The organism is Halapricum sp. CBA1109, from assembly GCF_009741825.1.
In the GTDB taxonomy this organism is placed as follows: Archaea; Halobacteriota; Halobacteria; order Halobacteriales; family Haloarculaceae; genus Halapricum.
This window is the reverse complement of record NZ_WPCA01000011.1, coordinates 1-14283: the sequence shown is the minus strand read 5'-3', so window position 1 is coordinate 14283 and position 14283 is coordinate 1. Positions and strand designations below refer to the sequence as shown.

Annotated in this window: 15 protein-coding genes and 2 pseudogenes; 8 read left to right on the top strand and 9 right to left on the bottom strand. The window is 66.3% G+C overall.

The annotated features are described in order from the left end of the window. Window position 1: 1 nt before the first annotated feature. Both GJ629_RS02455 and GJ629_RS02450 read right to left on the bottom strand, forming a co-directional pair. A complete protein-coding gene (locus tag GJ629_RS02455) occupies window positions 2-874 on the bottom strand; it encodes a phosphatase PAP2 family protein (RefSeq protein WP_157511596.1) in 873 nt (290 codons plus the stop codon). Next, entirely contained in the window at window positions 871-2631 is a 1761-nt protein-coding gene (locus GJ629_RS02450) for an ABC transporter substrate-binding protein (RefSeq protein ID WP_157511595.1), read from the bottom strand. Before GJ629_RS02450 ends, GJ629_RS02455 begins: the two co-directional genes overlap by 4 nt. 192 nt (window positions 2632-2823) lie before the next feature. On the opposite strand from GJ629_RS02450, the gene GJ629_RS02445 reads away from it, so the two are divergent. Genes GJ629_RS02445 through GJ629_RS02435 form a run of 3 tightly spaced genes read left to right on the top strand, consistent with a single transcriptional unit; the run spans window position 2824 to window position 4035 of the window. Beyond that, complete coding sequence (locus GJ629_RS02445) at window positions 2824-2967, top strand: hypothetical protein (protein WP_157511594.1); 144 nt, start codon at window positions 2824-2826, stop codon at window positions 2965-2967. Between the two features lie 39 nt (window positions 2968-3006). Continuing rightward, window positions 3007-3486: a DUF309 domain-containing protein gene (locus GJ629_RS02440; protein WP_157511593.1), complete on the top strand. Its 480-nt coding sequence runs from the start codon at window positions 3007-3009 to the stop codon at window positions 3484-3486. A gap of 39 nt (window positions 3487-3525) precedes the next feature. Further along, window positions 3526-4035 (top strand): DapH/DapD/GlmU-related protein, encoded by a 510-nt coding sequence (locus tag GJ629_RS02435; RefSeq protein WP_370515760.1) that lies wholly within the window; start codon window positions 3526-3528, stop codon window positions 4033-4035. Here the strand turns inward: GJ629_RS02435 and GJ629_RS02430 are convergent. Continuing rightward, window positions 4032-4828, bottom strand: a pseudogene (locus GJ629_RS02430) (mechanosensitive ion channel domain-containing protein). The gene GJ629_RS02435 and the pseudogene GJ629_RS02430 sit on opposite strands and share 4 nt — an antisense overlap. Then, window positions 4828-5640 (bottom strand): diadenylate cyclase DacZ, encoded by an 813-nt coding sequence (gene dacZ, locus GJ629_RS02425; RefSeq protein WP_157511592.1) that lies wholly within the window; start codon window positions 5638-5640, stop codon window positions 4828-4830. The pseudogene GJ629_RS02430 and the gene dacZ overlap by 1 nt, the downstream one beginning before the upstream one ends. Window positions 5641-5837: 197 nt before the next feature. On the opposite strand from dacZ, the gene GJ629_RS02420 reads away from it, so the two are divergent. From GJ629_RS02420 to GJ629_RS02405, 4 genes are all read left to right on the top strand, one after another. After that, window positions 5838-7946, top strand: coding sequence for an acetate--CoA ligase family protein (locus GJ629_RS02420; RefSeq protein WP_157511591.1), 2109 nt, complete (start codon window positions 5838-5840; stop codon window positions 7944-7946). Continuing rightward, window positions 7946-9013 carry a phosphotransacetylase family protein gene (locus GJ629_RS02415; RefSeq protein WP_157511590.1) on the top strand — a complete coding sequence of 356 codons (1068 nt, stop codon included), beginning with the start codon at window positions 7946-7948 and terminating at the stop codon, window positions 9011-9013. The genes GJ629_RS02420 and GJ629_RS02415 overlap by 1 nt, the downstream gene beginning before the upstream one ends. A gap of 167 nt (window positions 9014-9180) precedes the next feature. Then, window positions 9181-10491 carry a GTPase HflX gene (hflX, locus tag GJ629_RS02410; RefSeq protein ID WP_370515759.1) on the top strand — a complete coding sequence of 437 codons (1311 nt, stop codon included), beginning with the start codon at window positions 9181-9183 and terminating at the stop codon, window positions 10489-10491. Then, window positions 10491-10640: a hypothetical protein gene (locus GJ629_RS02405; RefSeq protein WP_157511589.1), complete on the top strand. Its 150-nt coding sequence runs from the start codon at window positions 10491-10493 to the stop codon at window positions 10638-10640. The genes hflX and GJ629_RS02405 overlap by 1 nt, the downstream gene beginning before the upstream one ends. Here GJ629_RS02405 and GJ629_RS02400 read toward each other — a convergent pair. Beyond that, window positions 10637-10963, bottom strand: coding sequence for a hypothetical protein (locus tag GJ629_RS02400; protein ID WP_157511588.1), 327 nt, complete (start codon window positions 10961-10963; stop codon window positions 10637-10639). The two genes, GJ629_RS02405 and GJ629_RS02400, sit on opposite strands and share 4 nt — an antisense overlap. A 236-nt stretch (window positions 10964-11199) precedes the next feature. Here GJ629_RS02400 and GJ629_RS02395 point away from each other — a divergent pair. Further along, window positions 11200-11780 (top strand): annotated as a pseudogene (locus GJ629_RS02395) (FAD-dependent oxidoreductase). On the opposite strand, the gene GJ629_RS02390 reads toward GJ629_RS02395, so the two are convergent. The 4 genes from GJ629_RS02390 to GJ629_RS02380 are packed head-to-tail and all read right to left on the bottom strand — an operon-like array spanning window position 11781 to window position 14241. Beyond that, window positions 11781-13184, bottom strand: a complete 1404-nt coding sequence (locus GJ629_RS02390; protein ID WP_157511587.1) for a sulfatase-like hydrolase/transferase — start codon at window positions 13182-13184, stop codon at window positions 11781-11783. Between the two features lie 40 nt (window positions 13185-13224). Then, window positions 13225-13779, bottom strand: a complete 555-nt coding sequence (locus GJ629_RS02385) for a DUF420 domain-containing protein (RefSeq protein WP_157511586.1) — start codon at window positions 13777-13779, stop codon at window positions 13225-13227. Window positions 13780-13819: 40 nt separating this feature from the next. Beyond that, window positions 13820-13960 (bottom strand): hypothetical protein, encoded by a 141-nt coding sequence (locus GJ629_RS16720; protein ID WP_231754447.1) that lies wholly within the window; start codon window positions 13958-13960, stop codon window positions 13820-13822. Beyond that, window positions 13909-14241, bottom strand: coding sequence for a hypothetical protein (locus GJ629_RS02380; RefSeq protein WP_231754449.1), 333 nt, complete (start codon window positions 14239-14241; stop codon window positions 13909-13911). Before GJ629_RS02380 ends, GJ629_RS16720 begins: the two co-directional genes overlap by 52 nt. Between the last annotated feature and the right edge of the window lie 42 nt (window positions 14242-14283).

Here is a 14283-nt window from a genome sequence, read left to right as displayed (position 1 = left end):
GTCACGACCGGAGGCGACCGAGGGCGTCGCCCGCCCGGTCGGCGACCCGCGCGTAGACGACCCGAGCGGGCGGAAACCGCGTCTCGAAGACGGGGAGCAACCAGTCCGACGCCCGCACCGAGAGGAGAGCGAGGAGTATCCCGGCGACGACGTCCGTCCCCCAGTGGATGCCGAGGTACATCGTCGAGAGACACACCGAGACCGCTAGCGCGATGGCGATTGGGTACCAGTAGGGGTACTCCTCGCGGGTCTTGCGGGCGAGCAACGCGACGGTCACCGCGAGCGAGGAGTGCAGCGACGGGAAGACGTTCGTGTTCGTGTTGACCTCCGAGGTCAGTAGTTGTGACTGTGGCCACGTGGTGTAGAGGAGGCCCTCGACCTGTCCCGGGAGGAGGTTCCGCGGCCCGTAGGCGACGAAGAGGATGTAACACGCCAACCCGATGGTGTAGTTGAGGCCGTACGCGATGACGAGTTTCCGGAACCGGTCGGTCTCCTCTAGCATCGCGAACGCCAGAAACGGGAAGACGAGCAGGTAGACGTAGCCGTAGACGTAGATGAGCGAGAAGTAAAACGTCAGCTCCGGACTCTGGAAGGACTGAACCCACGCGACGAAGGCCCCTTCGATGTCGTAGATGTTTCCGGTGATCCGGAGCCCGAAGTCCAGCGATATCTCGTTGCCGAAATTCCGGAGTTGGCTGTTCGCGAGGAGTATCAGCCCCAGCACGCCGACGTACGGCGATACGGCGACGATGCGTTCCCGGTAGACGGTCCGCAGCGAGCGCATCCGGTCGATACCGACGATGCCGAGCAGCGAGAGCGTGACGAGGGCGACCGTCGACGCACCGACCTGTACGAGCACGTCGACCAGCGTCATCGCTGGACGAGATACCCCCCGTCGGTGTACCGGAACCCGGCCTCGCGGAACGTCTCGCGGGCGTCCGTCTCGTTGAGTTCGTCGTCGCTCCCGAGGAAGGGGACCTGCGGATCAGTCCCGTCGAACTGCAGTGACTCGGGCGTCCACTCCGATCCGAGAACGGGAGCGGAAAGCGGCGTCGCGTACCCGCCGAAGATGTCGTCGGCCATCGCCTGCTTGTCGAGGAGACGGACGACCGCCCGCCGGAAGTTCGGGTTGCGAAGCACCGGCCGCCGGGTGTTGAACCCGAGGTGGTATATCGTCCGGGACGGCGTCGTCAGCAGGTCCACGCCGTCGGCGTCCTCGACCCGGTCGACTGACGACGGGCCGAGCGTCGGCGACGTGATGTCGGCGTTGTTCTGTGCGACGTGTTCGACGACGGTGATGTCCGAGGGCGCGACCAGCAACTCCAGTTCCGTGAGCGCCAGTTCGTTGAACCGACTGCCGAGGCGACTGCTCGTATCCCGGTTGAGCGGGTGCTCCTCGTTCCGGGTGAGCGTGAGCGACCGCCCGTTCGACCAGGAGTCGAACACCATCGGGCCCGACCCGACCGGGTCCTCGTTGTCGCTCGTGTGGGCGCTGGTCAGTCCGCGGTCGGCGTCGACCACGTCGGTCCGCTCGCGCCAGACGTGCCGAGGAACGAGCGGTACCGAGAGCGCCGTCGTCGCGACCGGGTCGGCGGCGTCAATCTCCAGTCCGACGGTCCGGTCGTTCGCGACCCGAACAGACGAGACGAGGTCCGTCCGCCCCTGATACCGCGGGACCGGCGCGAAGGTGTCGGACTTCCCCATCGTCGCGTCGGAGTAAAACCGATAAGTGAACGCCACGTCCGCGGCCGTCAGCGGCGTCCCGTCGTGCCACTGGAGGTCCGGTTTCAGCCGCACAATCAACTCGTCGTCGTCGTCGCTCGACCAGAACCACGACTCGGCCAACCACGGCTGTAACTGCCCGTCGTAGTACCGGCCGAGCGGGTCGTACAGCAGCGACGTCGCTATCTCCAGCCCGTTCGTCCGCCGGTTGAGTGGGTTTAGCGACCGCGTCGGCTCGCCGTCCGGTGTCGCGACGGTGAGGCTCCTGTCGGCCTGTGGCTCGACCGGCGATCCGTTGGCCTGCTGGAGACCGACGAGCCACAGCGGATCCCGAGCTGGGAACTGCTCCCACCCCTCGAACCGCCCCGTCCCGATACCGGCGATGGCGTCCGACCGAACGAGCGGCGACATCGGCTGTTCCCGTGCGACGATACCGAGCGCCTCCCCGATAGTTCCCGCCCGGTCCCCGTCGGCCTGGGTGCGCTGGCGGCTGATCAACTGGTCCATCCCCACGTCGGCGAACCCGAACGGGTTCTGCCACCCCGTGTCTCCGCCATACTGGGAGTGAAACAGCGCGTAGAGGTAGTCCGGATCGGGCAACGCGGGAAACCGGCCCACGTAGATGTCGAAGGCGTGCTGTTCGAGAACCTCCTTGTACAGTTGGGAGGCCGGCAGCAACTCGACCGTCGCGTTGATGCCGACGGCCTGCAACCGGTCCGCGAGCGTGCGGGCTATCTGGACGGACGCCGTGTCTTGGTCGGCCGGCTGGGCCTTGATCTGGACCGAAACCTGATTCGGCGGGCCGCCGCCGAGCAGGTTGCCGATGGAACTGACACACCCGCTGCTGGCCCCGGCCGTGAGGCCGGCAGTCGCAGCCAGCAGTTTCCGTCGGGTGAACGTAGTTCCCATCGGTGGCGCTCCAGTACTGATGTCGTGTCCTGTCCGCGGCAGTCGTCGTGTGGAGGGCGACGTCGAAGTGCCGCGCGTATATATACTCCTACGGAGTCGGGCGTTAATGAAGGTGCCGACTTGTCGCTCTTCGGACGGATAGAGCGGCACGAACCGACAGTTTCAGGTCGGCCACGGCCCAACGATCCGTTGATGACAGCCGGACGTATCACCCTCCACGCGGACCCCTCGAATCCGCTGCACGCCGACGCCGTCGTCAGTGTCGTCGTGGGCGTCGTGTTGTTCCTCGCTGTCTTCCTCGTGATTCGGTGGGGCGCACGCGCCGGCGCGACGTAGGCGGAGGCCTTTTTTGCTCGCTGTCACGTTCGCCTGACTATGGACGACCACACCCGCGACCCGACGGTCGCCCCGCCGTCGGGGTCACCGACGGGGTGGCGGACGGACGGCCAGTGGGAACACGCGACCCTCCGGCGGGCCACCGTCCACGGCGTCCGCCTGTTCAACGCCGGGGCGTTCCACGAATCGCACGATTGTTTCGAGGACGAATGGTACAACTACGGCCGCGGAACCACCGAGTCCGCCTTCCTCCACGGGATGGTGCAGGTCGCGGCCGGCGCGTACAAACACGTCGACTTCGAGGACGACGACGGGATGCGTAGCCTCTTTCGGACCGCACTCCAGTACTTTCAGGGCATCCCCGGGGACTACTACGGCGTCGACGTCCTCTCCGTCCGGACGGCGCTGACGAACGCTCTCGATGACCCGACGGAGGTCGACGGCTACCGGATACGCCTCGACGGCGAGACGCCGACCGCGTCGGCGGCCGACTTCGAGTACGCCGACGGCCTCGAGTGACCCGTCGGCTTCATTGTCACGCCACCACTACCGACGGGCGTGTCCGACGATTCGCCGTCCCGCTACGACCGGTTGCGCCACCACGAGACGCCGGGCCCACGGAACTCGCTGTGGCACTGGCCCGAGACGCGCCACCCCCTCCGAGTCGTCCTCAACTTCCTCGTCGTCTGGGTCGCCCGCTACTCCCCGAGTCTGAAGCTGAAAAACTGGCTGTTGCGCCGCCTCGGGGCCGACATCGGCGAGGGCGTCGCGTTCGGACTGACCGCCACCCCGGACGTGTTCTGGCCGAACCTGATCACTATCGGTGACGACGCCATCGTCGGCTACGATGCCACTATCCTCTGTCACGAGTACTTACAGGACGAACTCCGGACCGGCGAAGTGGTCGTCGGCGAGCGAGCGATGATCGGTGCCGGGGCCGTCGTCCTCCCGGGCGTCCACGTGGGCGCGGACGCACAGGTCGCGGCGAACTCGCTGGTGACCGAGGACGTGCCGCCGGGCGCGACGGTGGCCGGCGTCCCCGCAGAAGTCGTCGACGCGGAGGGCTAGCTCCGGATCCGGACGATGCCGCTTTTGAACACCCGGTGGTTCGGGATGATGTACTCCTCGCCGTCGCTCTCGACGCGCGTGACGAACATATCTATCTCCTGAACGATGCCGCGGGTGTCGTCTATCTTGACCTCGTCCCCGATGCTGTACGGCTGTGAGAGCAGGAGGTACGTCCCGGCCGCGGCGCGGTGAGCAGGTCCTGCAGGGCCAGTCCAGCCAGAAACACCAGCCCGAAGGTGTACACCGCGAGCAGGATGAGCAGCGCCGTCGTGGCGACGCCGAGTTGCCCGAGCGCTATCAGCCCGGCGATGAAGAAGATGCTGTACTTGACTATCTCGGGGATGATGCTGACCTCGGGGAGTTTGACGCTCTTGAGGCGGTCGGCTATCTCCAACTTCGCCTTGTCGCCGAGGACGAGGCCGAGAATCACCGCCAGCGCGGCGACGAACAGCCGCGGGAGCAGGTCGGTAAAGCGCGTCCAGAAGAACTGGCTGTCGACGAGTTGCGTGACGTTCAGCGCGAGCAGGATGCTGAGGATGTACACCGCCGCCGCGGCGAGCATCGCCAGCAGTCCGACCGTCGAGAGCCCGACGTTCTGGACGGAGCGTTCGAACAGCGTCCCCTCGACGGCTTCGTCGACACCCTGCTGGACGAGGAGCCGCCGGGTCCCGCGCCACACGAGATAGCCGCCAAGAGCGCCGCACAGCAGTATCCCGACGGCGACGGCGACCGCACCCTGTTCGGAGAACAGCGCCCGTATCAGATCCGGGATGTCTATCTGCAGCGACGCCATCAGTACGCCTCCGGGTCGAGTTCGAGGATCAGCTCACCGCCTTTGAACGCCCGAACCAGCCCGTCGCTCTCGCTGAGGACGATAGCGATGGCGTTCGTGTCCCGGGTGACGGCCCCGGCCGCCATATGCCGGGCACCCAGCCCCTTCGGAATGTCGACGCCCTCGGCGGAGGGTTCGAGGTAGCGATAGGCCGAGACTATCTTGCCCGAATCGGAGATGACGAACGCGCCGTCCAGCCGCGAAAACTCCTTGAGCATCACGTTCACGATGGGGTCGCCGACGTGGACGTGGGACTTCTCGAAGGGGTTGTAGCTCAGCGGGCGGGACTTGTTCATCACCTTGCCCGCGTCGCCGACGACGAACAGCGCACCGACGGGTTTGCCCTTCTGCCCTTTCTTGCCGAGTTCGACCGCGACTTCGAGGACGTTCCGGACGACGCCCGGTTCGGCCCGGCTGTTGACGAACAGGTCGTAGACGCCCGAGCGGGAGAACTCGCTCGCGCGGACCCGCATCACGGTGTCGACGTCGTCGTCGAAGCTCTTCAGCGCACAGAGGACGGTGTCGGTCTCCTCGATCAGCTCCTGGTCGACGGCCCCCTCGATACCGAAGCGGACCCGCTCGGTCGGGTCGGCGAACTCCACCGGCAGGACGACGTAGGCGTCGGCGTCGACGTCGTTCTCCGGGGAGACGACCACCACGGTCCGGTCCTCGTCCTCGACGGTCGATTCGTACAGCGAGGTGCTCGGGGAGAACAGGAACACGGAGTCGACCCCGTCGGCGATATCATCGAGTAGCGAACGGAGTCCGGCCATTGTATGATACACCCCACGTACGGGCAAAAACCTTTGTGGCGTGTCTGACACGCGTCTGCCACACGCCCGAGGGCAGGATCGTTTCTGCCACCGGCGACAGACAAGTAACTATGGCATTATCGTTCAGTATAGGTTCTTAAACGCCGAGACTCTACGGCAGATATTTCACCGTCGGGGTGTAACCACGAAGGGACACGATGGGCAATCTAGGAACACTATTCTCACCCGAACGGGTGGCCGTCATCGGTGCAACGGAGTCGTCGGGAGCGGTCGGTGCCGCGATCATGGAGAACCTCCTCGACGGGTTCGAGGGTGACGTGATCCCGGTAAACCCCAACGCCGACGAGGTGTTCGGTATCGCCGCCCTCGACGACATATCGGAGGCGTCCGACGTCGACCTGGCGGTCGTCGTCGTCCCGCCGGGTATCGCCGTCGACGTACTGAAACAGGCCGGTGAGGCCGGCATCACCGACGTCGTCGTCGTCACCGCCGGGTTCGGCGAGGCCGGCAGCGAGGGCGCCTCCCGGGAGAAACAACTCCAGTCTATCGCCGCCGAGTACGACATGAACCTCGTCGGCCCCAACTGTCTGGGCATCATCTCCTCGCCGGTCGGGATGAACGCGACGTTCGCCTCCCAGTCGGCGCTTGAGGGGTCGATATCCTTCATGAGCCAGTCGGGCGCGTTCATCACCGCCGTCTTAGACTGGGCCAGCGACCGCGACCTCGGGTTCAAAGACGTCGTCTCGCTGGGGAACAAGGCCGTCCTCGACGAGGGCGACTTCATCGACTTCTGGGGCGAGGACCCCGACACCGACGTCATCCTCGGCTACCTCGAGGACATCGACGACGGCCGGGAGTTCATCGACACGGCCCGGAAAGTGACCGAGGACACCCCGATAGTGACGGTCAAGTCGGGCCGGACCGACGCCGGGGCCAACGCCGCGGCCTCCCACACGGGCGCTATCGCCGGCAGCGAACGCGCCTACGAGGCCGGATTGGAGCAGGCCGGCGTGATCCGCGCCGAGAGCGTCCAGGAACTGTTCGACTACGCCTCCATCCTCGAAGGGCAACCGCGGGCCGACGACGACGGCATCGCCATCGTCACGAACGCGGGCGGCCCGGGCGTGATGTCGACCGACGCCGTCGGCGACTCCAGCCTGCAGATGGCCGACTTCACGGACGAGACGCTCCAGCGACTGGAGGAGGCGATGCCCGACGCCGCGAACATCTTCAACCCCGTGGACGTCCTCGGGGACGCGCCCGTCGACCGCTACGACGAGGCGCTTGACATCGTCTTGGAGGACCCCAACGTCGGGTCGGTGATGGTCGTGGCCTGTCCCACCGCCGTTATGGAGTTCGAGGACCTCGCCGAGGTCGTCGCCGACACGTCCCGGGAGACGGACACGCCCATCGCCACCAGTCTGATGGGCGGGGAGTCCGCGACGACCGCCGCGTCGATTCTCGACGACGTGGGCGTCCCGTCGTACTTCGACCCCGCACGCGGCGTCGAGAGCCTCGACGCCCTGCGGCAGTACGCCCGGACACAGGACCGGACCTTCGAAGACCCCGCGCGGTTCGACGTCGACGAGGAACGCGTCGACGAGATAATCCAGCGGGCGGTCGACCGCGGGTCGAACGCGCTGGGTGTCGAAGCGATGGGGCTGCTGGACGCCTACGGCATCCCGACGCCCGAGGGCGACATCGTCGACAACCCCAAAGACGCCGTCGCGGCCGCCGAGGCGATCGAGGGCAACGTCGTGATGAAGATCGTCAGCCCGGACATCCTCCACAAGTCCGACATCGGCGGCGTCGAGGTGAACGTCCCCGTCGAGGAGGTGGCGGACACCTACGACAACCTCATCAGCCGGGCGAAAAACTACCAGCCCGACGCCGACCTCATCGGCGTGCAGGTACAGGAGATGCTGGACCTCGAGTCCGGGACCGAGACCATCGTCGGGATGAACCGCGACCCGCAGTTCGGACCGCTGGTGCTGTTCGGCCTCGGCGGCATCTTCGTCGAGGTGCTCGAGGACACGTCCGTCCGCGTCGCGCCCGTCAGCGAGCGGGAGGCCACGGAGATGGTCGACGACGTGGACTCGGCGCCGCTGTTGCGGGGTGCCCGCGGCCGGGACCCCGTCGACGAGGGCGCCGTCGTCGAGACCATCCAACGGCTCTCGCAACTCGTCACCGACTTCCCGGAGATACTCGAACTGGACATCAACCCGCTCGTCGCGTCGCCCGACGGCGTCTCGGCGGTGGACGTACGACTTACTATCGACCAAGACAAACGTAACGGAGGCAACTAATGGACCCACTACTCGTCACCTCGACAGAAGCAGCGACCGGCAAAACGGCAGTCACCCTCGCGCTGGCGACCCTCGCCAAAGAGCAGGGCAAAGACGTCGGCTACATGAAGCCAAAGGGCACGCGCTTGCAGAGCGTGACCGGCAAGACACGCGACGAGGACCCGATGCTCGCGCGCGAGTTGCTGGACCTCGACGCCGAGATGCACGAACTGGAGCCCATCGTCTACACGCCCACGTTCGTCGAGGAGGCCATCCGCGGCCGCGAGCAGTCCGCAGAGCTCCGCGAGCGCGTCCTCGACAACTACGAGGCGCTGGCCGAGGACCGCGACCTGATGGTCCTCGAAGGGACCGACCGCCTCACGACCGGCGGCATCGTCGACCTCACCGATCCGGAGATAGCCGAGGCCATCGACGCGCGGGTCGTCCTCCTCAGCCGCTACGACGAACCGGGCGACATCGACGACATCCTCGCGGCGGCCGACCAGATCGGCGACAACCTCGCAGGCGTCCTGTTTAACGGCGTCCCGGACACCGTCTTCGACCAGTTGACGACCGACGTCGTCCCGTTCCTCGAGAACCACGACGTCCCCGTTCTGGGGGTCGTCCCGCGGATTCCGGAACTCGCCGGGATCAGCGTCGGCAACCTCGCCGAGCGTCTCGGCGCCGAACTGTTGACGACCGACGCCGACACCGACGTCTTCATCGAGCGGTTGACCGTCGGCGCGATGTCCGGCGAGGGCGCGCTCACCTACTTCCGGCGGACCCAGAACGCCGCGCTCATCACCGGCGGCGACCGCTCGGAGCTGATCACCACAGCGCTGGAGGCCTCCGGGATCAAGTGTATCATCCTCGGCGGCGGCTTCCGCCCGCCGGGGGCCGTCCTCGGGAAGGCCGAGAAGCGCGGCGTCCCGGTGTTGCTGTTGCAGTCCGACACCCGGAACGTCATCGAGCGGACCGAGTCGGTGTTAGAGAGCGGTCCGACCCGCGACCCCGAGACGGTCACGCGGATGCAACACCTGCTGGCCGACCACTCCGAGGCCCAGTCGCTGATCGAGGACGAGGAGTAGCGTCGGCCCTCTCGCCGTCTGAACGGAGCTAGGAGGTTATTACGCCGGAGTCCCAACCGGCTAGTGGAGCCAGACGGCTCCGTAGTGTCACACGCGCGGGTGCCCATCACCCGCCGTTTCCCTTTGCCGAACAAACCTAAATAGGCGGACCCACTATTCTCGACCGAGTGACGAACGCGCACACACCGACACAGGCAGTGGTCGTCAAGCGTGTCGACTCGGGGAGTGCCGACACCGAGGAGGTCCGGGAGTTGGCCCGCTCGGCCGGCTACCGCGTCGTCGGCGAGGTGACCCAGACGACGACCGAAGACCCCGGGTTCCACATCGGGGAGGGGAAAGCCGAGGAACTGGCCCGGGAGGTCCGCGGCCGCGAGGCGTCGGTCGTCATCTTCGACAACCAACTCGGCCCCTACCAGACGTACAACCTCGGGAACGTCCTCCCCGCGGGCGTCGAGATACTCGACCGCTTCCGGTTGATACTGGAGATATTCGGCCAGCGGGCACAGACCCGCAAGGCCCAACTACAGGTCGAACTCGCGGAGCTCCGGTACGAACTCCCGCGGGCCGAGGCCAAAGCCAGCCTCGCCAAGCGCGACGAGCGGCCCGGCTTTATGGGATTAGGGGAGTACGACGAGTCCCGCGAGCAGGACATCAAAAACCAGATAGCGAACATCCGCGAGGAACTCGACACCATCGAGGAGACCGAGCAACACCGCCGCGAGCAGCGCCGCGAGTCCGGCTTCGATCTGGTGGCGCTCGCGGGCTACACCAACGCCGGCAAGTCCACGCTGTTGCGCCGCCTCGCCGAGGACTTAGACGTGGCGGACAACGAGGACCTCCACCCCGACCTCGACCCGACCGCCGAGAGCGAGAATCAGCTGTTCACCACGCTGGGGACGACGACGCGCCGGGCCGACCTCGGCACCCGGGACGTGCTGGTGACCGACACCGTCGGGTTCGTCTCGGACCTGCCCCACTGGCTGGTCGAGTCGTTCAAGTCGACGCTGGACTCGGTGTACCGGGCCGACCTCGTGTTGCTCGTCGTCGACGTGAACGAACCGGTCGAGGAGATTCGGGAGAAACTCGTGACCTGTCACGACACTCTCTACGAGCGCAACGAGGCGCCCATCCTGACCGTGCTCAACAAGATAGATCAGGTCGACGAGGAGGAACTGGCCGAGAAACGGGAAGCGCTGTCGGCGCTAGCGCCCAACCCCGTCGCCGTGAGCGCGCTGGAAGGGACGAGTGTGGACGCCCTCCGTGACCGCGTCCACGACGAACTCCCGGACTTCCGGACCGAACGGTTGGTCCTCCCGATGTCCGACGACACGATGAGCCTGCTGTCGTGGATTCACGACCACGCCCACGTGGAGTCGGTCGACTACGGCGAGCAGGTCGTCGTCGAGTTCGAGGGCCGGCCCGCGGTGATCGAACAGTCACGCGCGAAGGCGAGCGAACTGGTCGGGGCCTCCGCGTGATGCTCGGGCTCCGATACTTCGTTTGTGCGGGGTGTGACCGTGTGTACGCCGACGTACAGGAGCCGCCGGGCTGTGCCTGTGGCGACGACGGTTTCGAGGAACTGAGCGATGTGGCGTTCGACGAGTACTTTCTGCCGGACGCGGGCTAACCCCGTTGTGTGTCGGTTTCGGGCGGATTCTCGTGGAGCACTTCCGTCTCCTCGTCGCCGTTATCCGGCCGCCAGACGAGTTCGAGCCGCCAGTCGCGGTCGGCGTCGACGTAGATTGTGGCATTTCCCTTTATATAGCTTACTTCCCCCCAGATAGCGTCCCCGGAGAAGCCTGTACGCTGACTGGCCCACGTACCATCACCACGTGGGTAGAGACGATCGCCCTCGATAAACAACAGCGTCGGATCGACAGCGTCTCCGGAGCCCTTTGTTATCTCGATGACGCCGTCTGACTCGCGTGTCTGTGTGGGAGTCGCCGTCACCGAACCCATAGCCCGCTCCCAGGGCACGAATTTCGACTCGTACTCGACGGTAGGTCCCCCCACCGGTTCGCACCCACACGCACCAGTACACCCACCGAGCATCGTGACACCGCCACTCAGCCCGGCCCAGATACGTACGTCGTCGCATAGTCATCTATCGCGCCGGGGATGATATAAAATATTGTCCGTGGCCGAACGGCACACACTTTTCACCGGTCGGGCCGAGATACGGACGTATGCCTGACGTACTCGTCGTCGGCGGCGGCCCCGCCGGCCTGAGCGCGGCGCTGTTCACTGCGAAAAACGGCCTCGAAGCCACCGTCTTCGACACCGACGGGACGTGGATGCACAAGGCCCACCTGTTCAACTACCCCGGCATCGGTCGATGGACGGCTCGAACTACATAGAAGTCCTCCGCGATCAGGTCGACGACTTCGGCGTCGAGCGCCACCAAGGGACTGAGGTCACAGGCGTCGAGTCCACCGACGACGGGTTCACCGTCACGACGGACGACGGCGAACACACCGGGAGCTACCTCATCCTCGCGACGGGCGCGAACCGTGACCTCGCGGAGACGCTGGGCTGTGCGTTCACCGACGAGGACACCGTCGACGTGGACGTGACGATGGAGACGTCCGTCGAGGACGCCTACGCGACGGGCGCGATGGTCCGGGCCGAGGAGTGGCAGGCCGTCATCTCCGCCGGCGACGGCGCGGCCGCCGGCCTCAACATCCTCACCAAGGAGAAAGGCGAGCACTTCCACGACTTCGACGTGCCCGCCGACGCCGAGGAGGTCTTCGGCTCGCTCGTCGAGTAACTACATATACCCGAGGTCTTCGAGCCGCTGTTCGGTCGCAGCGTCGACGTCAGCCGCCGTCTCGGCCGCCATCGCCGCGTCTTTGGCCGTCGTGACCTCGTTCTCGAAGTAGTCGTCTATCCACTCGGGCAGCGTCGCGTCCGCCTCGGCGACCGATTGCCAGCACGGCCGGTCGCGGTCGATATCTACCCGTTCGCGGCCGCCTTCCGAGTCCCAGACCCACTTGGTCTCGTCCTCGTAGACACAGCGCATCGCGCGGTCCCAGTAGTCGGCGTCGTAGTCCTCCGGGGGGTCCGGGCCGGGACTCATCCCGAGAATCTCCGCCGGGACGCGCTCGCGGGTGATGTCGGGCGTCTCGCCGCGGGCGAGGCCGGCGACGAGCGTCGGGAGGTCGAGGTGGCTGACGTACTCCTCGACGGTCGAATCGAACCCCTCGGGAGGGTTGACGACGACCAGCGGAACGTGGAGGACGCCCTCGCTGAGGCTGCTCTTGTGGCCAAGCAGGTTCTCGTCTTCGGGCGTGCCGAGGTTCTCGCCGTGGTCGCCCGTGATCAGGAACGTCGTCTCGCGGTCGCTGTGGGCCTGTAAGCTGTCGATAAGCGAGTCGAGCGTCCGGTCGACGTAGGCCGTCGAAGCGGCGTAGAGGTCCCGGAAGTGTTCGAGATACTCCCGGTGGCCCTCCACGTCGTCGATGACCTCCCAGACGCCGGCGTCGTCCGTCGAGAAGTCCGCGGGCGCGTCGTAGCTGTCGCCGTCGTAGGCCCACACCGGCCGGTGGGGCATATGCGTGTCCTCCAGATTGGTAAAGAGGAAGTACGGCTCCGTCGCCGCCTCGGTGAGGCGTCTCGCTTCCCGGGCGACGGTGTTGGCGCCGTCGTCGAGCAGTTTCGGTATCGGGGCGTCACGCGAGAGGACGTTTATCGTCGCCAGCGTCCCGTTGGCGAGGCTCTGGAGCGGGTGATCGCTGGTCAGGGCCGCCCGGACGAACGCGGCGTGGCGGGCGAGGCCGGTGGCGTCGCTCTCGACGTAGAAGGCGTTGGGGTCGATGCCGCCGGTGAACCGCCGACCGGTCGACACCTCGACGAACCGGTCGAACCACGTGTCGAAGCCGTACGCCGGCGAGGCGAAGACGTTGGCGCTGATGCCCAGCGCCTCGTGGTCGGGCATCTCGCCGAGGAACGTCTCCGAGCGGGGAATCGAGTCGAAGTGGGGGTCGTGGACGTGGACGCCGTGGCGGTGGGGGAGGTCCCCGGTGAACATACTGGCGTGACTGGGTGCGCTCCAGGAACTGGCGGCCCGGCACTGCGTGAAGGTCACGTCGGCGCGGGCAGACAGACGGGTCGCCGACCGCTCGAAGACGTCCCGCCGGGCAGAGTCGAGACAGAACAGCACGACGTTTCGCATTGGATGGACCTACCCGTCTCGCCCGAATAAAGCTAGTCGTTCAGAGGTAAAGCAGCGCGTAGACGACGACCCCGAGCGAGAAGGATATCAGCCACCCGGCGGCCGCGAGGCGCCCGACACGAGGGTGGGCTGTCTCCCGGAGTTCAGACACGTCGTGGGTCGCCGCGAGCAACAGGGCGTGATAGACGAGCGGAATCGTCACCACGGCGAGGACGATGTGGACGGCCAGCACGGGGTAGTAGACGAACGTCTCGACCCAGCCGGGACCGGTGAACGACGTCGGGCCGGCGATGGCGACTTTCGTGAGATAGAGGACGAGGAAGGCGACGAACAAGCCGAAACTGGCGAGCATCGCCCGGCGGTGGGCGGTGACGTCGCCGTTCCGGATGGCCCGGACGCCGAGTGTTATCGTCACGATGGCGGCGACGCTGATGACGGCGTTGACGTGTGGCACCGCCGCGATAACCGACTCGGGAACCGGCGGCAAGACTGCCTCTGGAATGCGGCGGCCGGCGGCAGCGAACACGACGCCGATAGAGACGACCGAAAGGACTGCGGTCACGAGCGGGACCCGTTCGCGGAGCGTCTGTTGCATCGGGCAGACGTTGGGACCTCCGCGAGGAGTCCCTTCCGGTTTAGATGAAGATCACGTCCCGGAACTCAAAGCGCGTCTGGTCGCCGTGGGTCACGACGTCGAACTCCCAGTCGTGGGACTCGATGATGTTCATAATGATGCGCATCGAGATGCGGCGCGCGTCGTCCGGTTCGGGGTGCATCTGGAACAGTTCCTCGGGGCGGGCGTCCGGCAGTGCCGTCCCCATCGCCGAGACGGCGAAGCCCGACCCGTCCTCCAGTCGCTCGATGCCGAGCGTCGCGCCGTCGCCGGCCGCAGTATCGGCGCTCTCGACGGCATCTGCGAGTGATAGGACGCATCGACGCTCACGTCGTGCCAGCAGTAGGTGTATTTCGGGTGGAGGGGCGCGTCGTATGCACTGGCCCACTCGATGGCTTCCTCGGGCGAGGGGTCGGCGAGGTCGACCGTCGGGGAGTCGGCCATCGCCTGTACGTCCGCGCGGTGTCGTCGAACTCCTGTCGCCAC